Source organism: Salipiger thiooxidans (genome assembly GCF_900102075.1).
Taxonomy (GTDB): Bacteria; Pseudomonadota; Alphaproteobacteria; order Rhodobacterales; family Rhodobacteraceae; genus Salipiger; species Salipiger thiooxidans.
Map to the genome: position 1 here is coordinate 69,013 of NZ_FNAV01000009.1, position 22,403 is coordinate 91,415.

General features: G+C 67.7%; 20 protein-coding genes. 7 read left to right on the forward strand and 13 right to left on the reverse strand.

Annotation, left to right across the window (positions count from 1 at the left end; all coding sequences use genetic code 11):
• Nucleotides 1-13: 13 nt before the first annotated feature.
• Nucleotides 14-895: a DMT family transporter gene (locus tag BLQ77_RS14575; RefSeq protein ID WP_089960461.1), complete on the reverse strand. Its 882-nt coding sequence runs from the start codon at nt 893-895 to the stop codon at nt 14-16.
• Between the two features lie 142 nt (nt 896-1,037).
• On the opposite strand from BLQ77_RS14575, the gene BLQ77_RS14580 reads away from it, so the two are divergent.
• A complete protein-coding gene (locus BLQ77_RS14580) occupies nt 1,038-1,787 on the forward strand; it encodes a DUF533 domain-containing protein (protein ID WP_165617118.1) in 750 nt (249 codons plus the stop codon).
• A gap of 74 nt (nt 1,788-1,861) precedes the next feature.
• The gene (locus BLQ77_RS14585; RefSeq protein WP_089960468.1) at nt 1,862-2,746 is read left to right on the forward strand and encodes a DMT family transporter; all 885 of its coding nucleotides are present in this window, start codon (nt 1,862-1,864) and stop codon (nt 2,744-2,746) included.
• 25 nt (nt 2,747-2,771) lie between these two features.
• Here the strand turns inward: BLQ77_RS14585 and BLQ77_RS14590 are convergent, their stop codons facing one another.
• From BLQ77_RS14590 to BLQ77_RS14640, 11 genes are all read right to left on the reverse strand, one after another.
• Nucleotides 2,772-3,488, reverse strand: coding sequence for an alanyl-tRNA editing protein (locus BLQ77_RS14590; protein ID WP_089960471.1), 717 nt, complete (start codon nt 3,486-3,488; stop codon nt 2,772-2,774).
• Nucleotides 3,485-5,983 (reverse strand): DUF3772 domain-containing protein, encoded by a 2,499-nt coding sequence (locus BLQ77_RS14595; RefSeq protein ID WP_089960473.1) that lies wholly within the window; start codon nt 5,981-5,983, stop codon nt 3,485-3,487. Before BLQ77_RS14595 ends, BLQ77_RS14590 begins: the two co-directional genes overlap by 4 nt.
• Entirely contained in the window at nt 5,980-7,014 is a 1,035-nt protein-coding gene (locus BLQ77_RS14600) for a cysteine synthase A (RefSeq protein ID WP_089960477.1), read from the reverse strand. The genes BLQ77_RS14595 and BLQ77_RS14600 overlap by 4 nt, the downstream gene beginning before the upstream one ends.
• Before the next feature lie 68 nt (nt 7,015-7,082).
• A complete protein-coding gene (locus BLQ77_RS14605; protein ID WP_089960481.1) occupies nt 7,083-8,210 on the reverse strand; it encodes an NUDIX domain-containing protein in 1,128 nt (375 codons plus the stop codon).
• Nucleotides 8,211-8,219: 9 nt separating this feature from the next.
• Entirely contained in the window at nt 8,220-8,660 is a 441-nt protein-coding gene (locus BLQ77_RS14610; protein ID WP_089960484.1) for a TrgA family protein, read from the reverse strand.
• A 147-nt stretch (nt 8,661-8,807) separates the two neighbouring features.
• Nucleotides 8,808-10,229, reverse strand: a complete 1,422-nt coding sequence (locus tag BLQ77_RS14615) for a cryptochrome/photolyase family protein (RefSeq protein ID WP_089960487.1) — start codon at nt 10,227-10,229, stop codon at nt 8,808-8,810.
• 59 nt (nt 10,230-10,288) lie between these two features.
• Nucleotides 10,289-11,491: an aminotransferase class V-fold PLP-dependent enzyme gene (locus BLQ77_RS14620; protein ID WP_089960489.1), complete on the reverse strand. Its 1,203-nt coding sequence runs from the start codon at nt 11,489-11,491 to the stop codon at nt 10,289-10,291.
• Nucleotides 11,492-11,643: 152 nt separating this feature from the next.
• Nucleotides 11,644-13,290, reverse strand: a complete 1,647-nt coding sequence (locus BLQ77_RS14625; protein ID WP_008885669.1) for a BCCT family transporter — start codon at nt 13,288-13,290, stop codon at nt 11,644-11,646.
• 73 nt (nt 13,291-13,363) lie between these two features.
• Nucleotides 13,364-13,777: a universal stress protein gene (locus tag BLQ77_RS14630; RefSeq protein WP_089960491.1), complete on the reverse strand. Its 414-nt coding sequence runs from the start codon at nt 13,775-13,777 to the stop codon at nt 13,364-13,366.
• Nucleotides 13,778-14,056: 279 nt separating this feature from the next.
• Nucleotides 14,057-14,281 carry a hypothetical protein gene (locus tag BLQ77_RS14635; RefSeq protein ID WP_089960495.1) on the reverse strand — a complete coding sequence of 75 codons (225 nt, stop codon included), beginning with the start codon at nt 14,279-14,281 and terminating at the stop codon, nt 14,057-14,059.
• 78 nt (nt 14,282-14,359) lie between these two features.
• Nucleotides 14,360-14,875, reverse strand: coding sequence for a DinB family protein (locus BLQ77_RS14640; protein WP_089960497.1), 516 nt, complete (start codon nt 14,873-14,875; stop codon nt 14,360-14,362).
• A gap of 455 nt (nt 14,876-15,330) precedes the next feature.
• Between BLQ77_RS14640 and BLQ77_RS14645 the strand changes: the two genes are divergently transcribed.
• The 3 genes from BLQ77_RS14645 to BLQ77_RS14655 all read left to right on the forward strand — a co-directional run bounded on the left by BLQ77_RS14645 (nt 15,331) and on the right by BLQ77_RS14655 (nt 18,702).
• Nucleotides 15,331-16,395: a TRAP transporter substrate-binding protein gene (locus BLQ77_RS14645; RefSeq protein WP_008885648.1), complete on the forward strand. Its 1,065-nt coding sequence runs from the start codon at nt 15,331-15,333 to the stop codon at nt 16,393-16,395.
• Between the two features lie 80 nt (nt 16,396-16,475).
• Nucleotides 16,476-17,273, forward strand: coding sequence for a TRAP transporter small permease subunit (locus BLQ77_RS14650; RefSeq protein WP_089960500.1), 798 nt, complete (start codon nt 16,476-16,478; stop codon nt 17,271-17,273).
• 1 nt (nt 17,274) lies between these two features.
• Nucleotides 17,275-18,702 carry a TRAP transporter large permease gene (locus BLQ77_RS14655; RefSeq protein ID WP_089960503.1) on the forward strand — a complete coding sequence of 476 codons (1,428 nt, stop codon included), beginning with the start codon at nt 17,275-17,277 and terminating at the stop codon, nt 18,700-18,702.
• Nucleotides 18,703-18,806: 104 nt separating this feature from the next.
• Here BLQ77_RS14655 and BLQ77_RS14660 read toward each other — a convergent pair whose 3' ends face one another.
• Nucleotides 18,807-20,414 (reverse strand): NAD(P)H-hydrate dehydratase, encoded by a 1,608-nt coding sequence (locus BLQ77_RS14660; RefSeq protein WP_089960504.1) that lies wholly within the window; start codon nt 20,412-20,414, stop codon nt 18,807-18,809.
• A gap of 177 nt (nt 20,415-20,591) precedes the next feature.
• On the opposite strand from BLQ77_RS14660, the gene BLQ77_RS14665 reads away from it, so the two are divergent.
• Nucleotides 20,592-20,930, forward strand: a complete 339-nt coding sequence (locus tag BLQ77_RS14665) for a P-II family nitrogen regulator (RefSeq protein WP_008885364.1) — start codon at nt 20,592-20,594, stop codon at nt 20,928-20,930.
• A 65-nt stretch (nt 20,931-20,995) separates the two neighbouring features.
• Nucleotides 20,996-22,402 carry a type I glutamate--ammonia ligase gene (glnA, locus tag BLQ77_RS14670; RefSeq protein ID WP_089960507.1) on the forward strand — a complete coding sequence of 469 codons (1,407 nt, stop codon included), beginning with the start codon at nt 20,996-20,998 and terminating at the stop codon, nt 22,400-22,402.
• The last annotated feature ends 1 nt before the right edge of the window (nt 22,403 follow it).

The window sequence follows — 22,403 nt, forward strand, 5'->3', positions numbered from 1 at the left end:
GGCAGACCAGAGCTCAGCGGCGGTTGATCAGCACGATCCCCGCCGCCACCAGCGCCATTGCGCCGATGAAATGCGGCCCCACCGGCTCGCCGAGGAACAGCCAGCCGAAGCCCACCGCCAGCACCGGCGACAGGAAGCTGAACGAGGCCACGTCGGATGCGCGGTAGCGTTTCACCAGCGCCAGCCAGCCGGTGAAGCCGATGCCGACCACCACCGCGCCCTGGAACAGCAGCCCCGCCACGTGCACCGGCTCAGGGGCGCGCAGCACCGGCCCGAAGAGCGGCGCGATGATCGGCACCACCACCGCCGAGAGCCCGAGCTGCCACAGGAGTTGCGCCTCGGGGGTGAGCTTCGAGGCGTCCGTCAGCCGCAGCGACAGCACGATCCCCGCCCAGAGAAACGCCGCCACCAGCGCCAGCGCCTCGCCGCGCCAGTCGCCGGCGCCGCGGCTCTCGGGATCCCAGAGCGCCCAGCCGACGCCCGCCATCGCCAGCACCAGCCCCAGCGCCCTGGTCCGGCTCAGCCGTTCGCCCGGCAGCACGAAATGCGCCGCCAGCGCCAGCCATACCGGCATCGAGTAGAAGACGATCGAGGCCCGCGACACCGTGGTCAGGTCCAGCGACAGGAACAGCACCACGAACTCGGCGCCGAAGAGCAGCCCCAGCAACAGCCCGCCGCGCACCGTCTGCCCCATGCCCGCCAGTGCGCCGCGCTTGCGCAGCGCCACCCACCCCAGAACCACGATCACGCCCAGCACCGAGCGCAGCCCCGCGCCGAGTACCGGCGAGATCCCGGCGTTGGTGATCTTGACCACGACCTGGTTGAAGGCCAGCAGCGTGCTGAACCCCACCAGTCCCAGCGCCCCTGCGGCGTCCATCGTTCTGCGTGCTTCCATGCACCTGCTCTCCACCGGCGCGCTGCCGAGGTCAAGCGCACTGATCGCGAGATTTTCCCTTCGCGCCACGCCGCTCTATCTGACAAGCTGAGGCCCGAGGGTGCCGCACGGCACCGGGAGAGATGATTGGGAGGATGCGCAGATGAGTATGATGGGAACCCTTGCGAAGCTCGCCATGGGCTATGCCGCGGCGCGCGGCGTCGACCGGCTGTCGGGCGGTCAGGGGCTCGGCGCCCTGATGGGAGGCAAGGCGCAGCTCAAGGGCAGCGAGCCCGGCACCGCGCAACAGGCGCAGATGGGCCGGATGATGTCGGGTGGCGCGTCCAACCCGCTGCAGGACATGATGGAGCAGATGCAGCGCGGCGGGCTCGGCGCCATGCTGGCGGGCGCGGGGCTTGGCGGCGGAACCGGCGCGGAAGGCTCCGGTGCCGGGATGGCGAGCATCCTCGCCGCTGCCGGTGGGGCCTCGGCCATGGGCGGCAAGGGCATCGGCAGCATGATCGACCAGTTCAATGCCGCCGGCGGCTCGGCGCAGGCCGAAGAGGCCGCGGGCCTCATGCTCCGCGCCATGATCCAGGCCGCCAAGGCCGACGGCGAGATCGACGCGGCCGAGAAGGCGCGTCTGCTCGACACCATCGGCGAGGCCGCCTCTGAGGAGGACATCGCCTTCGTCGAGGCCCAGCTTGCCGCGCCGGTCGATCCCGAGGCGCTCGCCCGCGACACGCCGGAGGCGCAGAAGACGCAGGTCTACGCCGCCTCGCTGATGACCATTGCGGTCGATACCGACGACGAGGCCGAGTATCTCGACCGTCTCGCCAAGTCGATGGGGCTGTCGGAGGTGGCGGTGAACCAGCTTCACATGCAGATGGGATTGCAACCGCTCTACCGCTGACCCAAGACTGTCCCCGGAAACCGCCCCGTCCGGCCCGCCCGGCGGGGCGCCGTCACGTCTGTCGAAGGTCCGCCATGTCCCGTTCTCCCCGCTACGGCATCGCGCTCGCCGCGTTCGGTGCGCTTGTCCTGACGCCCGACGCGGTGCTGATGCGGCTCTCTGGCATGGACGGCTGGCAGATGCTGGGCTGGCGCGGCCTCTGCGTGGGGGCGGTGTTCTGGGCCGCGTGGCTGCTCCTCGTGCGCGATCCCGGCGGCATCCGGCGCCTGATCTGCCCGGCGGGGGCGGTGCTGATCCTGTCGCAGTTCCTCAACGCGACGCTCTTCCCGCTCGGCATCGGGGCGGCCCCGGTGGCGGTGGTGCTGCTCGCGGTCGCGACCACGCCGGTCTGGGCGGCATTGCTGTCGCGCGTGCTTCTGGCCGAACCCGCGAGCCGCGCCACATGGGCCGCCATCGCGGCGGTGGCCGTGGGCATCGCCGTCGCCGTCTCGGGCAAGGGAGACCTCGCGGTCAACCGGGCGGCACTGATCGGCGCGCTCTGCGGGCTGGGCGTGGCCCTCGCGCTCGCCACCACCTTCGTCACCCTGCGCCGCGCGCCCGAGCTGCCGCTCTTGCCGGCGCTCGGAACCGGCGCGTTTCTCGCCGGGATCATGGGGTTCGTCCTGACGGGGCCATCGCAGATGACCGAGGGCAACGTGCCGGCGATCCTCGTCACCGGGCTGCTGATCCTGCCCGCCTCGTTCTTTGCCCTTTCGTCGGCCTCGCGCCACACGCAGGCGGCGAACGTGAGCCTCCTGATGCTGCTCGAGACCGTGCTGGGCCCGCTCTGGGTCTGGATGGCCCTCGGCGAGGCCCCGACGTCGCGGATGCTGACCGGCGGCGCCATCGTCGTCGTGAGCCTCGCCCTCTACATCCTCGCCCCCGGAGCCGCCCGGGCGCGGAGGCCGAAGGCCAGCTGACCTAGCGCGCCCGGTCCGGGCGCGCTCAGTCCAGCAGGATGCTGACGCGGCGGTTCTGGCGGCCCTTGTTCTCGATCTTGCCGAGCCGCAGGCTGCCGATCTCGCCGGTGCGGGCGACGTGGGTGCCGCCGCAGGGCTGCAGGTCGACCTGATCGCGGCCCGCGCCGATGCGCACCAGCCGCACCGGGCCGCGACCGCGCGGGGGCTGGACCGTCATCGTCTTGACCAGCCCCGGGTTGGCGTCGAGCACCGACTCGTCGATCCAGTCCTCGCTGATCACGAGATCCCGGTCGACCAGCGCGTTCAGGGCGGCCTCGATCTGGTCGCGGTCCTCGGGCGCGTCGGGCATGGCGAAGTCGAGTCGCCCCGAGCCGGCCGCGATGGCGCCGCCGGTGACCGGCAGCGGGATCACCACGGTCAGCAGATGCAGCGCACTGTGCACCCGCATGTGCCGGTGCCGCCGGTCCCAGTCGAGCCGCTGGGTCACGTAGGTGCCGACCGCGGGCAGCGCCACGGGCTCAGCGGGCACCAGCACCACGTCGCCGGCCTCGCCGGGCACCGCCGTGGCGATCGAGACGCCGCCGCCGTGCCAGCCAACGCGGCCGCTGTCGCCGGGCTGGCCACCGCCTTTGGGGTAGAAGATCGAGGCGTCGAGAACGATGCCTCCCTCGGGGGTATGCGCGACCACTCGGCCCTCGGCGTCACGAAGGTAGGGGTCCTCGCGGAACAGCAGTCGTGTCATCGTCCGTCGCCGTCTCCGCCATCTCCGGAGCCGCCGCCATCGTCGCCGTCACGCCCCGCGGGCATGACGCCGGAATCCCGTGCCTGCTGCCGTTCCTCGCGCTTGGCCGCAACTTGGTTCGCGGGCTTCTCGGCGCTGTCGGGATCCGCCGGCGGCGGGGTCTCGGCCTCGGGCTTGCCGCGGTCGGGGAACAGCACCTCGGGGTTGCGCAGCCACACGTCGCGCTGTGCGAAGGGGATCTCGATGCCTTCTTCGGCGAAGCGGCGGGCGATCTCGTGGTGGAAGTCCGAGGTCACCACCAGCTTCGAGCCCACGTCGCGGATCACCGCGCGGATGAAGAAGTTCAGCGAATCCGCGCCGAACTCCTCGAAGGTGATCATCGGCTCGGGGTTCAGCAGCACCATGTCGTGCTCGCGCACGATGCGGCGCAGGATGTCCTCGACCTTGCGTGTATCGCTGCCATAGGCCACGCCCACCGGCACGACCACCCGGCCCAGCACGTTCGAACGGGTGAAGTTCGTCACCCGGCCCGAGACGAAATCCGAGTTCGGCACGATCAGGTCGGTTCGGTCGAAGGTCTCGATCCGGGTCGAGCGCACCGAGATGCTCTTGACGATGCCCTGCGTGCCGCCGGTCTCGATCCAGTCGCCTTCGGAGATCGGCCGTTCGATCAGCAGGATGATGCCCGCGACGAAGTTCGACACGATGTTCTGAAGGCCGAAACCGATGCCGACCGAGAGCGCACTGGCGACCAGCGCCAGCGACGACAGGTCGAGGCCGGCGGCGGTGATCGCCACCAGCGCGGCGGCGAAGATGCCGACGTAGCCCAGCCCCGAGACGATGGCGGTCTGCCCGCCCTGGTCGATGCGGGTCTTGGGCAGGATCGAGCTGCGCAGACCCGCCTGCACCAGCCGCGTGACCGCGTAGCCCACGGCGAAGACCAGGAGGAAGGTCAGGAAATCGGTGGGCGAAATCCGGGTCTCGCCAAAGGAGAAGCCTTCGCGGAAGCGGGCCCAGATCTCGGTCAGGTCGGCGACGCGCGCGCCCCAGACCAGCGCCAGAAGCGGGATGGTCGCCAGCAGCAGCATGAGCCCCGCGAGCACCGGCACGAGGCTGTCGGCGTCCTGCGCGCTCTTGCCGGTGAACAGCTCGTAGAGGTCGTTGATGAAGCGCTGAAGAACGAGGATGAGCGCCAGCAGCGACAGCGTGCGCACCGCCGGGTAGACCAGCGCCTGCCCGACGCCGTCGTAGCCGATGGCCGACATGATCGGGCCGACGATGGCCGCGACCATGGCACCACGGCCGATGATCCGCGTCATGCGCAGGCGGAACTGCGAGCCCTCAAGCAGTGTGCCGTCGGTCGCGGTCTCGGGGCTGAGCTGGCCGAGGATGTGCCCGAGCCGCCAGAGCATCAGGGCGCAGAGCACCAGCACCGGGAAGTCGAGCACGATGCTGGTGGTCTCGGAGTAGTTGAAGGTCGACGAGAAGGTCTCGCCGATGGACCTCAGCACCAGCAGGATTGCCAGCATGTTGGCGTAGAACCGCGCCTCGCGCCGCCGGGCCAGCGGCAGCGGCAGGGTGGCGACGTCGTCGCTGCGGTTGAAGGTCTGATCGGCGAGCCAGCGGATCCAGAGCAGCGTACCGCCCCAGTTCGGCAGCTGCTCGAGCAGGACGCTGCCGTTCTCGCCCAGCACGTTGCTCAGTGTCAGCGCCACGGTGAGCAGGATCAGCCCGATCAGCGGCAGCACGAAGCCGCCCAGCGAGACCACGAAGCTCCAGACCCCGGTGCCGCGCCGGGTGCGGACGCGCAGCCAGTCCACAAGCTTGCGGATCCAGACCGGTCCGCGCACCACCAGAAGCCCTGCTATGCCCAGCAACAGCAGGATCACGGGCAGGTTGCTCTTGAGGACCGAGAACTTTGTCTCGGAGCCGATGTTCTTCTCGAACTCGGCCCAGATGCTCTGTCCCGACGCCACAAGCTCGACCGCCGCATCCCGCCAGTTGGCGGGATAGAGCGGCGACGGCCGCTGCTCGAGCAGCGCGGTGGTCTGCCGGGCGCGGATGATCTCGTCGATCTCGCGGATCAGGCCGTCGGCGCGGGTATAGGCCTCTTCGGCGCTGCGCACCGGGGCCTCGAGCCGCTGGATCTCGGCGGTGAGTTCCGCGCGGCGGGTGGCGATGCCCTCGGCCTCGGTGGCGCCCTCCTCGGGTGCCGGCCCCAGCGCGTCGATCTGCGACTGCAGCGTGCGCAGCCGCGTGGCGTTGGTGCTCTGCGCCTGCAGGAAGCTGTCCCGCCAGCCGGCGATCTCGCTGCGCAGGGTCTCGAACTGTTCATTGGTCTCGTCGCCCTCGTCGATCACCTGCTCGGCGCTGTCGGCGAGCTTGTTCCAGGCGGTGTAGTCGAGAGAGCCGTCCTGCGCATAAGCTCCTCCCGCGCCCAGTGTGAGAGTGAGCGCGAGGCAGGCGGCAAGAAGCCAGCGGTAGATAAGGGTCATGTGTCCTCGAAGACTCCGGGGATCGAGGCGGGCGCGCGGTCGAGCCAGCTCGGCACCGGCAGCCCCTTCTCCTTGAGGAACTCGGGGTTGAACAGCTTGGACTGGTAGCGGTTGCCGTAGTCGCAGAGCACCGTGACGATGGTGTGATCCGGGCCCATCTCCTGCGCCATGCGGATGGCACCGGCGATGTTGATGGCCGACGAGCCGCCGAGGCAGAGCCCCTCTTCCTGCAGCAGGTCGAAGACCAGCGGCAGGGCTTCCTCGTCGGGAATCTGATAGGCGAAATCGGGGGTGAATCCCTCGAGGTTGGCGGTGATCCGCCCCTGACCGATACCCTCGGTGATCGAGGTGCCCTCGGCCTTGAACTCGCCGGTCTTGTAGTAGCTGTAGAGCGCCGCACCCATCGGGTCGGCGAGGCCGATCTTCACGCCCTTGGGTTGCAGCGCCTCGGCCACGCCCGCAAGCGTCCCGCCCGAGCCCACGGCCGCGACGAAGCCGTCGACCTTGCCGCCGGTCTGTTCCCAGATCTCGGGGCCGGTGGTCTCGACGTGGGCACGGCGGTTGGCGACGTTGTCGAACTGCTGCGCCCAGATCACGCCATGCTCGGCGGTGCGCGACATCTCCTCGGCGAGGCGGCCGGAATAGCGCACGTAATTGTTGGGGTTCTTGTAGGGAGCGGCGGGCACCTGCACGAGCTCGGCCCCGGCCAGGCGGATCATGTCCTTCTTCTCCTGGCTCTGGGTCTCGGGGATCACGATCACGGTGCGGAAGCCCATCGATGCGCCGACGAGCGCAAGCCCGATGCCGGTGTTGCCCGCAGTGCCCTCGACGATGGTGCCGCCGGGCTCGAGCAGGCCCTTCTCGATCGCATCGCGGATGATGAACAGCGCGGCACGGTCCTTCACCGACTGGCCGGGGTTCATGAACTCCGCCTTGCCGAGGATGGTGCAGCCGGTCATCTCGCTGGCTTTGCGCAGCTTGATAAGCGGCGTGTTTCCGATCAGTTGCGCGAGATCCTGTGCGACCCGCATGGGCGGCCTCCCCTCTTGTAAGGTCGTGAGCGTCTGGAGGACAGGTTTAGGGCGCGCCCCGGGGGAACTCAAGCACCCCGGCGCAGCTCCTCACGATGACGTGCCAGCCAGTAGAGCATCATCGCCAGCGGACCGACGTTGATCTCGCCGCTGTCGACCAGCTCCATCGCCCGGTCGAAGCTGATGACGTGGCTTCGGATGTCCTCGTTTTCCTCTTCCAGCCCGCCGACGCCATTGTCGCGCTCGCTGAGCGAACAGAAGCCGAGGAAACAGTGGAAGTACTCGGTCGAATAGCCCGGCGAGGCGTAGATCCGCATCATCGGCCGCAGGTCGCGAAGGCTGACGCCGGCCTCTTCCTCGGCCTCGCGAAGCGCGCAGACCTCGGGGCTCTCGCCCGCATCGACCAGCCCTGCCACCGGCTCGAGCACCCACGGATGCGGATCGCCGCGCAGGGTCGGGCCGAAGCGCAGCTGCTCGACGAGCAGCACCCGGTCGGTTTCCGGGTCGTAGGGCAGCACCAGCGCGCCGTCATAGGCCATGAAGGCCTCGCGCCGCAGCGGTTCGGTCCAGCTGCCGTCGAAGCGGCGGTGGCGCATGGTGAAGGCGCGCATCCGGAAGAAGCCTTCCCAGCCCGGCCGGTCGCCGAGGAACTCGACCGCCTCGCGGCCGCGTTTCGAGCGCAGCTCGGCGGGCGCACCGTGGCGGCCCAGCTGCAGCGCCCAGGCGCGGGCCTCGAGATAGGGCCGCAGGCGGCCGATCTCGTCGAGCTCTGCCTGTCCATGCTGCGCCATGATCTCGCGCGCGGCGTCGCAGGCGGCATCGCCCCACTCGGCGCGCCACTCCTCGAACGAGAACAGCGGCCCGCAGGCGTCGGGCGGACAGGCGCGGAGCGGCACGGTGACGGTCAGGCGCTCATGGCTGGCGGTCAGCACCTCGGCCTGCTGCATCTCGGAGCCGAGCCCGGACAGGTAGAAGGCCAGCCGCTCGACATCGGCGGTGCCTGCGTCGCGGATCAGCCAGCCCTCTGCGGCCGCCCCCGCGCTCTGGCAGAGCGCCGCGTTGGGCAGGCCCTTGCCCTGCACGAGGTAGACGGCCAGATCCGGCAGGCGCGCGGTTTCGGCCTCGACGGGCCGGTCCAGCACGCGCTCCAGAAGGGGACGGTGGCAGAGCGTCCCGAATACGAAAAGATTGGTCACATTGCGCTCCTAGCGCCAGTTCCGGGCCGCGACTTCCGTCAGGAACCCCGTCACGACGGCCCCCACGACCGCCAGCAGGATGAACCCGGAATCCAGCAGCAGGGCACCGTAGTCCACCATGATCTCGAACACCGCCGCGGCGGCTTCCATGGCGCCGTGATAGCGGTGCCGCAGCGACAAGTGAACCATCTCGTTCAAGGACTGCACGAAGAGCCCCCAGAAGATCAGCGCGGCAGTGCCGGTGATGCCGTGAGATATGGCAGCGGACATGCCGCGCCCGGCGCGCGGACCGACGATCAGCCAGCCGCAGAGAAAGCCGAGGCCCACGTTGACGTAGTCGAGGATGCCGAAATTGAGGATATCGGGAAGCAGGCGGTGGACGTATTGCGATCCGATGTATCCCAGCGCCGCCATGCAGAGCGCAGCAATCAGGCGGGCGGCGGTGAACATCTGCGCGGGGACCTCGGACGCGGCGTCTTGCTTCTGGCCGTCGAGTAAACGCCGGATGCCCGCGCCGGGCAAGGTTTCCGCGCCCCTGCCCCGGTTGCACGCCCGGGCCTGTGACGTTTGCGAGACAACCCGGCCGTGCGGCGGGTCTCAGAAATCGCGATCCTCGTAGGCGGCGAGCGCGGCCTTGCGGCCGTCCTCGGCGCTGACCACCGGATCGGGATAGGGATCGTCGGGGTTCATCGCCCAGCTTTCGGGGATGGCGTCGAAATAGCTGAGCGCGGTGTCGGTGGGCGTGCCTTCCCCCTCGGCGATCCAACGGCGGATGTACGCCCGGTCGGGGTCGAACTTCTCGCGCTGGGTGATCGGGTTGAACACCCGGAAATAGGGGGCCGCGTCCGGCCCGCTGCCGGCGGTCCACTGCCAGCCGAGCGCATTCGAGGCCGGGTCCCAGTCGGTCAGGCAATCCTCGAACCAGTCGAGCCCGATCTTCCAGTGGCACATCAGGTGCTTGGTGAGGTAGCTCGCGACGATCATCCGGGCGCGGTTGTGCATCCGCCCGGTGACGTACATCTCGCGCAGCGCCGCATCGACGAAGGGAATGCCGGTGCGCGCCCGCTTCCAGGCGATCACCTCCCTGCGGCGCTCGTCCTCGTTCCACGGAAAGGCCTTCCATTCCTCGCGCCAGTTGTCCTCGAGCAGGTGCGGGGTGTGCCACATCAGGTGATAGGCGAACTCGCGCCAGACAAGCTCCTTGGCCCATGTCTCGGCGCCGGCCTTGCCCGCGTCCCGCGCCCGCATCGCGGCGTGCCAGCATTGCGCCGGGCTGATCTCGCCGAGGCTGAGGTTTTCGGAGAGGCCCGAACAGCCGTCTTCAGCCACGAGGTTGCGGCCGTCCTTGTAGCCGTCGACTCCGTTCGCCATGAAGGCGCCGAGCCGCGCCTGCGCGGTCTCTTCGCCGAGCCGCACATGGGCCCCGACCACCGGCCCGCCCCGCCGCATCGCCGCCCCAAGCTGCCAGTCGTCGAGCGCCTCGCCCTCGGGCCAGCTTTCGGGCGGTGTCAGCTTCGACGGTGCGGCAAGCGGTTCGGGCACGTCGCGCTCGCAGACCGCGCGCCAGAACGGCGAGTAGACCTTGTAATAGCCGCCCTGTTTGGTCTCGACCGTCCATGGCTCGAACAGCAGGTGCCCGGCAAAACTGCGCACGTCGGTGCCGCGGTCCTTCAACGCCGCCTTCACCGCGGTGTCGCGCTCGACCGCAGCCGGGTCATAGGCGCGCTGCCACCAGACCGCCCCGGCGCCGGTCTCGTCGATCAGCGCCTCTAGCACCTCGCGCGCGGGGCCCGCCCGCAGCACCAGCCGGCTGCCCTTGTCGCCCAGCACCTTCGTGAAGTGACCAAGCCCCTTCCCCAGCCGCCACTTCGGCGCGGCGCCAAGGCTGTCGACGCCGTGGTCGCGGATGAACACCGGGATGACCGGACGCCCCGAGCGTCCGGCCTCGTGCAGCGCCGCGTGGTCGGTCAGCCGCAGGTCGCGGCGGATCCAGACGATGATCGGTGAGCTCTCGGACATGCGCATTCCCCTTCGTCACGGGGGAGATAGCTCGCCCGCGCCCCGGTCAACGGCCCTCGTCACAGAACCCGGTCAAGCGCCTCGATCAGCTGCGTCACCTCGGCCTCGGAGGTGTAATGCACGAAGGAGAGCCGCAGCACCCCCTGCGCGGGCGCGATGCCGAGCGCCTCGAGCGGACGCACCGCGTAGAAATCGCCGCCGCCCGCCATCACCTTGTGCGCGGCCAGCGCCTCGGCCACAGGGGCCGCGGGCCCCTGCAGCGCCACCGCCACCGTGGGCGCACGCCGGACAGCCTCGCGCGGGCCGATGAGCCGCACCGAGTTGCGCGCGCCCAGGAAATCGAGCAGCGGCTGCATCAGCTTCACCTCGTGCGCATGCATGAGCCCCGCGACCTCGCCCGGCGTCACGCCCTGATGCGCGGCCAGCGCCTCGACGTAGTCCACCATGCCGGCGCAGGCGGCGACCTGCGCGTGATCGGGGCCCGCGGGGGTGAAGCGCTTGTAGAGCACCTTGCCGTTGAAGAAATGCGCCTGGTTGGGCAGCGCGTCACCCAGCTCGTGACGGATCACCATGATGCCCTGATGCGGCCCGTAGGTCTTGTAGGCGGAGAACAGGTAGATGTCGCAGCCAAGCGCATCAACATCGGGGAAGCCGTGCGGCGCGTAGCTCACGCCGTCGACGCAGGTGAAGGCCCCTGCGGCATGGGCGGCGGCGGTGATCTCGGCCACCGGGTTGATCTCGCCCACCACGTTCGAGCAATGCGGGAAGCAGACCAGCCGGACCTTCTCGTCCTTCAGCAGCTGTGCCAGCGCGTCCGGGTCGAGATGGCCGGTCACCGGATCGATGCGCCATTCGCGCACCTCAATGCCGTCTTCGGCGAGACGGCGCCACGCGCCGGTGTTGGCCTCGTGGTCCTGGTTGGTGACGATGATGGCGTCTCCGGGCGACAGGAACTGGCGGAAGGCCTGCGCGAGCACGTAGGTGTTTTGCGAGGTCGAGGGGCCGAAGCTCACCTCGTCGGTGGCGACGCCCAGCAACCCGGCCAGCCGCGACCGTGCCTCGTCCATTTCGGCGCCACCCGCCTGTGCCGCGGGATAGGGACCGTAGGGTTGCACCTTGCGCTCGTGGTAGAAGCGGAACAGCCGGTCGATCACCGGCTTGCAGGTGTAGGAGCCACCCGCGTTCTCGAAGAAGGCCCAGCCCTCGAGTGACGGCTCGGCAAAGGCGGGGAACTGCCCGCGCACGAAATCAAGATCCAGCATGTCGTCGTCTCCCCTGCATTTGCCCGCACCAAAGCGGCGAAAGCGGCAAGGGTCAAGACGCGGCCGAGGGGTCATTGCGGCCCCCTCATCACGAAAGCGCGCGGACCACAGGGGCCCGCGCGCCATCGAGATTGCCAGGGGTTGAGCGCGCGTCAGGCGCGACGCTCGGCCTGCAGACCGCGCCAGATGGCGAAGCACATCACCAGCAGCACGCACGTGAACGGAAGACCCGTCGAGATCACCATCGACTGCAGCGATTGCAGCCCGCCCGCGGAGAGCAGCAGCACGATGGCCACCGCGCCCTCGAAGACGCACCAGAACACACGCTGCGGCACGGGCGCATCGACCTTGCCACCGGCGGTGATGGTGTCGATGACCAGCGAGCCCGAGTCCGACGAGGTCACGAAGAACACGATGACCAGCACGATCGCGATGACCGAAGTGATGGACGAGAGCGGCAGCCCCTCGAGCATTGCGAAGAGCGACAGCGGCGGGTTGTAGCTGTCGATGACCTGCGCCTTCACGGCGCTGTTGGCCGGGTCGGAGACGACCTGGTCGATGGCCACACCGCCGAAGACCGCCATCCACAGCACACAGACGAGGCTCGGGATGATCAGCACGCAGATCACGAACTCGCGCACGGTCCGCCCGCGCGACACGCGCGCGATGAACATGCCCACGAACGGCGACCAGGAGATCCACCACGCCCAGTAGAACGAGGTCCAGCCCTGCACGAAGCCGGTGTCGTCACGGCCGACCGGGTTCGAGAGCGGAACGACATCCACCAGATACGCCCCGAGACCGGTGACGAAGTCCGAGAGGATGACCATGGTCGGGCCGGCGAAGAGCACGAAAAGCAGCAGCACGGCGGCGATCGCCATGTTGATCTCGGACAGCACCTTCACGCCCCCGTCGAGACCGCGCAGCACCGAGACCAGTGCGATTCCGGTGATGCAGGTGATGATGATGACCTGCATGGTCGGGCCGATGGGCAGGCCGAAGACGTGGTTGAGGCCCGCATTCGCCTGCTGCGCCCCGAAGCCCAGCGAGGTCGCCAGACCGAAGAGCGTGGCGAAGACCGCGAGGATGTCGATGACGTGGCCCCACCAGCCCCAGACGCGCTCGCCGAGGATCGGGTAGAAGGCCGAGCGGATCGTCAGCGGCAGGCCCTTGTTATAGCTGAAGAGCGCCAGTGCCAGAGCCACAACCGCGTAGATCGCCCAGGGGTGCAGGCCCCAGTGGAAGATCGTCGCCGCAAGGCCCATGGTCTTGGCGGCGTCGACGTTCTCGGGGATGAGCTCGCCCGCCTCGTTGAACGGCGACGGCACGCCCAGCGGCTCGGAGATCGCCATGTGGTAAACCGGTTCGAGCACGCCGAAGAACATCAGGCCGATGCCCATGCCGGCGGCGAAGAGCATCGCGAACCAGCCGATGTAGGTGTAGTCGGGCGAGGCCTCGGCGCCGCCGAGGCGCACCGAACCCGCCGGCGTCACGATCAGCAGCAGGCAGAACAGCACGAAGATGTTCGCCGCCCCGAGGAAGAACCAGTCGAAGGTCTTGGTGACGGTGTTGAACAGCCAGGTGAAGACCGAGCCCGCCTGTTCCGGAAGCGCCAGCGCGTAGAACACGAAGGCGACGATGGCGATCCCCGAGATGGCGAAGACCGGGTTGTGGATGTCGAAGCCGAACGGCCCCAGCGATCCATCTATGTTGTCCTGACCGATCTCGTAATCGGTGTCGATGATATCCGCGCTGCCTTCCGGCGCGGGGATACCCTGGTCGGCGTTCGTGTCACTCATGTCACGACATATCCCTCTTTTTGTTGTGGTTTCGCAGCTGAGACCCCGTGCGGACGAACCCGCGGAACGGGGTTCAGCGCACCAGCATCACCGAAACATCCGCCCGCGAGGCGATGCTGCCTCCGTTGGACGGCCAGAAATGGTCTGCGACGTTGGGAATGTGGCTTGCCATGACCACGAGGTCGGCCCCGGTCTCCGTCACCGCCTTGAGCAGCGTCGGATCGAGATCGACCGCGGGGTCGTGGCTGGTGTAGGCGCGCGCCTCGGTCGCGATGCCGCGCTCGGTCGCCTGACTGGCGGCGAAGGCGGCGAGCTTCTCGGCATATTCCGCAGGGGTGTGCGCGATCTTCGAGGGAAGCGACGCCGTCACCCCCACATAGACTGCCGTGGCCCCGTAATGCGCCGCCAGATCCGCCGCGCAGAGCAGGGCTTTTTCAAGCTTCTCCGCGTGCATGAGATCCACCGGCACCATGATGCGTTTGAACATCGGTCCCTCCTTTGTCCCGTCCCGCCGGAATTCTTCCGGCTCCCGATAGGTGCTTGTGCAGTAGTGCGGCACCTTGCCCGGTCTCGGGTCTTGATGTTGGTGACGGCGTGTTTGACGCGTCACGACTGCAAGCCTAGCGCGAATGGGCCCGAAAGCAAAAACCCGGGCGGCAGATGGATGTCTGTTTGCGACATTATCTGGTCGCAAACGCGCCAGAGGGACCCGGTTAGCATCGCCCGCCCCGGAATCGCAACCCGATCACGGGATGTAACGGAAGGGTCAGGCGTTGACGTCGACGACGACGCGGCCCTTGACCTGCCCCTTGAGAATGTCGGCGCCGCGCGCCGGCAATGCTCCCCCCACGGCCTCGACGCAGCCGGCCCAAGTCTCGCTCTCGAGCGGGCGCTTCTCGGTATCGGGCAGGTGCTCTAGGGCGGGCTGCTTCACCGAGGCCGCTGTCCCGCCGCTCGCCGCGTCCTTCTCGACCGCCAATGCGTTGAACATCTTCTCCTCTTTGCGCCGGGGCATACGTGCGCCCCGCGTCTCAGTGCTGCGGGTCTACCATCGCGGCCCCTGCCCGGGTCACAGCCACGGCCCCTCGCCCGGCATGAAGGCAAGATCGCTGACCCAGCCCTCGGCGCCTGCGGCGGTTGCCATCGCGTGGATCTGGCCACGGTGGTGGGCCTGATGGTTGAACATGTGCGCGACGCAAAGCCCGAGTGGCCTGACCTGTTCGCGGCCGGTGGCGCCGGAATACCAGCGCAGGTCGCCGCTGAGCTCGACCGCGCGCAGCCCCTCGCCCCAGAGGATCAGCCGCGAATCCAGCCGGAAGCGCTCGGCGCTCCACGCGCCCAGCGTGGGCGTAATCTCGACGCTGCCGGAGATCCCGACCTCGGGCCGCGGCCAGCCGGCGAAACGGCTCATCCAGACCATGTCGGCCCAGAGCAGGTGGTTCACCGTGGCGAAGATCGACCCGAAGAAGGCGCCGCGCTCGGCGCGCCGGGCGGCATCGGGCATCGCCTCGAGCACGCTCTTCATCTGCCGGTTCTGCCATGCATTGTACCGCGCCATCGTCAGCACGAACTCGGGGCTCAGCATCGGGGGCTGCTCCTTGTTGTCCCGGTCCCAGTGCGGCCGCGCGACGCCGCAGGACGACTCGGCGCTTCACAGCCAGTTGTCTGACAAATGAGCGGGTGGGCATGTCGCCCGCAACCTCTCGCAAGCCAGATCGCTCCACCGAGATCGCCGCAGTCCTCCGCGATGCCGTCGTGGCGGGCAGATTGGCGGTGGGCGATCCCCCGATGAGACGCAGCCCGACGCACCGCCGCCTTGATCCGGCTCAAGGACGGGCGCGAAATACGCGCATTCTGGCATGTGTTCCGCCGTCGGTACTCTGACACCGCGCAACGAACAGGGTTCCCTTGCGGAAAAGCGCGGTTTTCTCCGCAGTATTGGGTATTCACACGCAATCACGGTTTCGTTAGCGTCCAGCACCGGCGGGAAAACCCGCCACGGCGCCCTTGGGAGGGGGCGTCTGCTACAGGGAGGAACTCATGACCAGAACAACCCTCGCGGCCGCGCTTGCCGCCTCTTTTGCCGTGTCCGGCGCCGCTTCGGCGCAGGAGCTTTTCGAAATGACCTCGGGCTACGCGAACAACCTGCCCATCCTCGGCACCGCATCGGTGAACTTCGTCGACAAGATCAACTCGATCTCCACCGAGGTGGAATTCGAGCACTTCAACCCCGGCGAGCTGGTGCCCGCGCTCGAGATGCTCGATGCGACCTCGAACGGTTCGGTGGATGCCGCCTATTCGACCAGCGGCTACTGGCAAGGCAAGATGAACGCCGCCGGCCTCTTCGCCGCCGTGCCCTTCGGCCCCGAGCCGGGCGAGATGCTGGCGTGGATGCTCTACGACGATGGCATGAAGTACTTCCAGCAGATGTACGACGATAACGGCTACAACGTGAAGGTCATCCTCTGCGGCATGTACGCCCCCGAGACCAGCGGCTGGTTCAAGAAGGAGATCAACTCTCCGGACGATCTCAAGGGCCTGAACATGCGCTTCTTCGGCCTCGGCGCCGAGGTCATGCAGAAACTGGGCGTGTCGACCTCGCTGCTCGCGGGCGGCGACATCTTCCCGGCGCTCGAGCGCGGTGCCATCGACGCGACCGAGTTCTCGATGCCGCTGGTCGACGCGAGCCTCGGCTTCTACAACATCGCCAAGTACAACTACTTCCCCGGCTGGCACCAGCCCTCGACCATGTTCGAGCTGCTGATCAACAAGGACCGCTGGGAGAGCCTCGACGAGATCGCCCAGAACCAGATCGAGATCGCCTGCATGGCGAACCTGGCCGACAACTTCGCCGAGGGTGAGGCCAAGAACTTCCCCGCGATGAAGGAGAACGTCGAGGAGCACGGCGTCGAGATCAAGAACTGGAACGAGGAACAGCTCCAGGCCTTCGAGAGCGCGTGGCTGGAAGTGGCCGCCGAGCTTGCCGCCGAGGATGCGTTCTTCAAGGAGGTCTGGGACGACCTGCAGGGGTTCCGCAGCGACTACAAGCTCTGGTCCAACAACATCTACCTGCCGCGTCCCTACAACTCGGTCGCGAACCAGTAATTCCGCATCCGTCATGACAGCTGCCGGGGCGGTCCCGTCCGCCCCGGCGCTTCTGATTTTGCGCAAAGGAGGCAGGCGCAATGGCCGAGCCAGAAGAGTTCGTGGCCGCGATCTCCGATCCCGGAGAGGTCGGACGCGCCGAACACAACCGCGGTGACCGCTTCGTCGTGCGGGTGTCCAACGTCGCCGCATGGCTCTTTCCGATCCTGATGCTGGTGATCTGCGCCCAGGTGGTGCTGCGCCAGCTGGGCCACAACCAGGCCTGGATGGACGACCTGCAATGGTGGCTCTACGGCGCCGCGGTGCTGATGGGCATCGCCTACGCGGTGACCACCAATAGCCACGTGCGGGTCGACATCTTCTACGACAACTTCGCGAAGCGGAAACGCATCCACACCGACATCCTCGGGCTGGTCTGGCTGTTCCTGCCATTCATCATCCTGTGCTGGGATGTCACCTTCGACTACGCACTGACCTCGATCCACGCCGACGAGGGCTCGGACAGCCCCAACGGGCTGCACAACCTGTGGCTCCTGAAGAGCTTCATGAACGTGGCCTTCATCTTCATCGCGATCGCGATCTGGGCCACCTACGTCCGCCTCTTGTCGATGCTCACGCGCCCGGCGCTGTGGAAGCAGCTGCTCTTCGCCTTTCCCTCGGTGGCCTACATCATGAACCTTGTCTTCTACCACGTGGCCTTCGGCGTCGCCTGGCTCCTGCGCGAAGACGGAGCCTCGGCGCGGGACGTCGGCCGCTCCGCCATCTTCGGCGCCTTCGAGTTCAGCGTGCACGAGATGCGCTACACCGTGCTCGCGGGCCTTGTCCTTGCCGTCGCCGCCATCGTCGTGGCACGGCTCTTCGACCGCGGGGAGGCCTGACATGGGGTGGCTGACCGTCAACGAGATCGCCGTCGCCGCGATGTTCGCGACCTTCATCTGGATGCTGTTCCGCGGCATCCCCGTGGCCTTCGCGCTAGTGGGCGTGAGCCTGCTCTTCGTGCTGATCGCCGAGATCGGGCTCGACCCTTACCGCAAAGCCTTCGAGGGCGTCATCGCCTTTGACCGCACCGGCATCGACTACCGCAAGCTGCAGGCACTGTCGGGAAGGATCTTCGGCAACACCATCAAGAACCCGGTGCTCGTGGCGCTGCCCATGTTCATCTACATGGGCCTGATGCTGGACCAGTCCGGGGTGGCGCAGCGAATGATGCACGCGATGCAGAAGCTCTTCGGCTCGCTGCGCGGGGGGCTGTCGCTCACCGTGCTGCTGATCGGCATCATCCTCGCGGCCTCGACCGGCGTCATCGGCGCCTCGGTCACGCTGCTGGGCGTGATGGCCCTGCCCGCGATGATGGCGCAGAACTACTCCAAGCCCATCGCCACCGGCACCATCGCCTCGGCCGGCACGCTTGGGATCCTGATCCCGCCGTCGATCATGCTGGTGATCATGTCGGACCAGCTTGCCATCTCGCTGGGCGACCTGTTCATGGGGGCGCTGTTCCCAGGGCTGATCCTCGGCGCGCTCTACATCGTCTTCATCGTGATCTACGGCTTCATCTCGCCCGATTCCATGCCCGCGCCGGAACGCGCCGGGCGCGTCGGCTGGCACGAGGTGCAGGAGGTGATGATCGCGGTCATCCCGCCGATGTTGCTGATCCTGCTGGTTCTGGGCTCGATCTTCGTGGGCATCGCCACGCCGACCGAAGCATCGGGGCTCGGCGCGCTGGGCGCCACCCTGCTGGCGCTCTTCGCCCGCAAGCTCAACTGGAAGGTCTTCCGCGAGGTCGCCCGTTCGACGCTGAACACCAGCGGCTACATCGTGGGCATCTTCCTTGCGGCCAACTTCTTCGCCTATGTGCTGCGGCGCTACGGCGGCGACGAGATCGTGCAGGAGCTGGTGCTCTCGGCCTTCGACAGCCCCTACCTGACCGTGGGCTTCATCCTGTTCATCGTGTTCTGCCTCGGCTTCCTGCTCGACTGGATCGAAATCACCATCATCATCATGCCGCTGATGCTGCCGATCATTCACGGGCTCGAACTGGCGGTGCCGGGCTTCGACCAGGTGCGCGACCCGCAGGTGGTCTGGTTCGCGATCCTGGTGGCGGTGACGCTGCAGACCTCGTTCCTGACGCCACCGGTGGGTTTCGCGCTCTTCTACCTCAAGGGCGTCTGCCCGCCGGGCGTGTCGCTCTCGCACATCTACAGGGGGATCATCCCCTTCGTGATGCTCCAGCTGCTGGGCCTCTTCATCGTGTTCGAGTTCCCGGCGCTGACCACGTGGCTGCCCTCGGTGGCCTACGGCGACTGAGCCCCGCGCGACGGCGCGTCAGAGCCCTTCGGAAACAGGAAGACCCGGGAGATGTCCCGGGTCTTTGTCAGAATATAATAGGGGGACCACAGGGGCGCAGCCCCTCAGGCGTAAAGCGCCCGCAGCACCCCCGGCAGCGCCTCGGGCAGGTCCTCGGCGATGAGCCCCGGGCCAAAGGCCCGCGCGGCCTCCACGTGCAGCCACGCGGCGCTGCAGGCGGCATCGAAGGGCGCGAGCCCCCGCGCCATCAGCCCCGCGATCAGCCCCGAGAGCACATCGCCCGCCCCCGCTGTCGCAAGCCACGGCGCCGCGCGCTCGCCCACGCCCGCGTGCACCGCGCAATGGCCGTCGGGTTCGGCAATCACCGTGTCCGGCCCCTTGAGCAGCACCACGGCGCCCGCCCGCCGCGCCGCTTCACGGGCGGCATCCACGCGCGAAAAGGCTGGCCCGGTGTCCGGCGGCGCGGCCAGCCGGTCGTCGAGATCAGGGAACAGCCGCGCGAACTCGCCGCCATGGGGTGTCAGCACGCAGCCCTCGTGCAGGAGATCGAAGAGCGCGTCCGCATCCTCGCCAAAGGCGGTGAGCGCGTCGGCATCGAGCACCGTGGCGCGGTCGGCATCCAGCGCCACGGGCACCAGATCCCGCGCCCGCTCGAGCCCCAGCCCCGGCCCGATGCAGAGCGCGTTGAGCCGCCCGTCATCAAGCAGCAGCGAGAGGTCGTCGCCATCTTCGACCCGGCGCAGCATCAGGGCGGTGATCTGGCCGGCGCATTCCATCTGCGCCGCCCCCGGCGCGCCCAGAGTTACGAGCCCCGCGCCCACCCGCAGCGCCGCCCGCGCCGCGAGCCTCGCCGCCCCGGTGCGCCCGAAGCCGCCGGTCAGCACCAGCGCGTGGCCGTGGTCGTACTTGTGCCCCGCGGCGCCCTTGGGGGGCACCTGCGGCGCCAGCACCTCGGTCACCCGGTCGTCGCGCCCGCCCCGCGCCCGGCGCGGCTCGAGCCCGATCGGACAGACCACGACCCTGCCGCAGAGCTCCGGCCCCTCGGCCAGAACGTGGCCCAGCTTGCGGGCGTGAAAGGTCACCGTGAGATCGGCCGCAGCACTCGCGGCCTCGGGGCCCTCCGCGGGCCCGCCGGGAGCGTCGTCGCGCAGCACCCGGCCGCTGTCGCTGCAAAGCCCGCTCGGCAGGTCCACCGCCACGATCAGCGGCGTCCAGTCCTGCCGCTCGCCCGGCGCCATCGCCGCCCCGGTGCCGCGCACGTCGCGCAGGTCGGCGAGCGTCGCCCCAAGGCCGTGGATCGGTCGGCTGAGCCCGGTTCCGAAAAGCGCATCGACTACCAGCGATGCCCGGCGCGTGGACGGCTCGAGCCCCGGCTCGAGCTCGTAGACCTCGCCCATCGCGCACCAGCGGTCGAAATTCACCCGCGCGTCCGCCGGCAGATGCGCCGGATCTCCCAGCAGGAAGACCTCGACCTCCCAGCCCTTTCCGCGCAGCAACCGCGCGATGACGAAGCCGTCGCCGCCGTTGTTGCCCGGTCCGCAGAGCACCAGCGCACGCTGCGCTGAAGTGCCAAGTTCCGGCCACTGTTGGAAAACCGCTGCCACGACGCCCATTCCGGCGCGCTCCATCAGCTCCAGTCCCGTGACCTCTCCCGAGGTGATGGCGGTGCCTTCGACCGCCCGCATCTGTTCTGCCGTGAGAAGCTCGGCCATGCCCCCTGCTCCGTCGTTGTTTTCATTCCGCCCAATATTGAGGCGTGTTGCGCAAAATTCATGCGCACGCTAGGAATCGCTCTATGCAGCCCCCGCCGGGTTAGGCTATCCGATTGTGGCGGCCTAGCAGAAATGATCTGGCAGGGTCCGACGCGGGATTACGAGGAGAGACAGACCATGAAAAAGGTCGAGGCGATCATCAAGCCGTTCAAGCTCGACGAGGTGAAAGAAGCACTTCAGGATGCCGGCATCCAGGGGCTTTCTGTGCTCGAGGTGAAGGGTTTCGGACGCCAGAAAGGCCATACCGAGCTGTATCGCGGCGCGGAATATGTGGTCGATTTCCTGCCCAAGGTGAAGATCGAGGTGGTGCTGGACGACGATATGGTCGACGCCGCCATCGAGGCCATCATCTCGGCTGCCAAGACCGACAAGATCGGTGACGGCAAGATCTTCGTGAGCCCCGTGGAACAGGCCATCCGGATCCGCACCGGCGAATCCGGCTCGGACGCGCTCTGAGCGGCCGCACAAAGAACAAACAAACATTATCCGGACCCAAGAAGTCACAGAAAGGGATGAACGGAATGAGCACCAAGGACGTTCTCAAGACGATGAAGGACGAGGAGGTCGCATACGTCGACATCCGCTTCACCGATCCGCGGGGCAAACTGCAGCACGTGACCGTGATGGCCGACCAGGTCGACGAAGACTTCCTCGAGGAAGGCTTCATGTTCGACGGATCCTCCATCGCCGGCTGGAAATCGATCGAAGCCTCGGACATGAAGCTCATGCCCGACACCGAGAGCGCCTACATCGACCCGTTCTACGCCGAGAAGACCCTCTGCGTGCACTGCACCGTGGTCGAGCCCGACACCGGCGAATCCTATGACCGCGATCCGCGCGGCACCGCTCTGAAGGCAGAGGCCTACCTCAAGTCCTCCGGCATCGGCGACGTCGCCTACATGGGCCCCGAGGCCGAGTTCTTCCTCTTCGACGACGTCAAGTACGCCGTGTCGCCGAGCAAGGTGTCCTACGAGGTCGACGCAGACCACGCAGCCTGGAACACCGACGCCGACTTCGAGATGGGCAACCTGGGCCACCGTCCGACCTACAAGGGCGGCTACTTCCCGGTGAACCCGTCGGACGACGGCCAGGACATTCGTTCCGAGATGCTCTCGACCATGAAGCGCATCGGCATGAAGGTCGACAAGCACCACCACGAAGTTGCGACCTCGCAGCACGAGCTGGGCCTGATCTTCGACAGCCTCACCAAGCAGGCCGACGAGCTTCAGAAGTATAAGTACATCATCCACAACGTGGCGCAGGCCTACGGCCGCTCGGCAACCTTCATGCCGAAGCCGATCGCCGGCGACAACGGCTCGGGCATGCACGTGAACATGTCGATCTGGAAGGACGGCAAGCCGGTCTTCGCAGGTGACAAGTACGCCGACCTGAGCCAGGAAGCCATCTACTACATCGGCGGCATCCTGAAGCACGCGAAGACGCTCAACGCCTTCACCAACCCGTCCACCAACTCCTACAAGCGCCTGATCCCCGGCTTCGAAGCCCCGGTTCTGCGCGCCTACTCCGCCCGCAACCGTTCGGGCTGCGTGCGGATCCCGTGGACCGAGTCGCCGAAGGCCAAGCGCGTCGAGGCCCGCTTCCCCGATCCCGCAGCGAACCCCTACCTGTGCTTCGCAGCGCTTCTGATGGCCGGCCTCGACGGCATCAAGAATAAGATCGATCCGGGCGAAGCCATGGACAAGAACCTGTACGACCTGCCCCCCGAGGAGCTGGCCGGCATCCCCACCGTCTGCGGCTCGCTGCGTGAAGCACTCGACGCCCTGGCCAACGACCACGAGTTCCTGCTGGCAGGCGACGTGTTCACCAAGAGCCAGATCGAAGGCTACATCGAGCTCAAGATGGAAGAACTCATCGCGTACGAGCACACGCCGCACCCGGTGGAATTCAAGCTGTACTACAGCTGCTGAT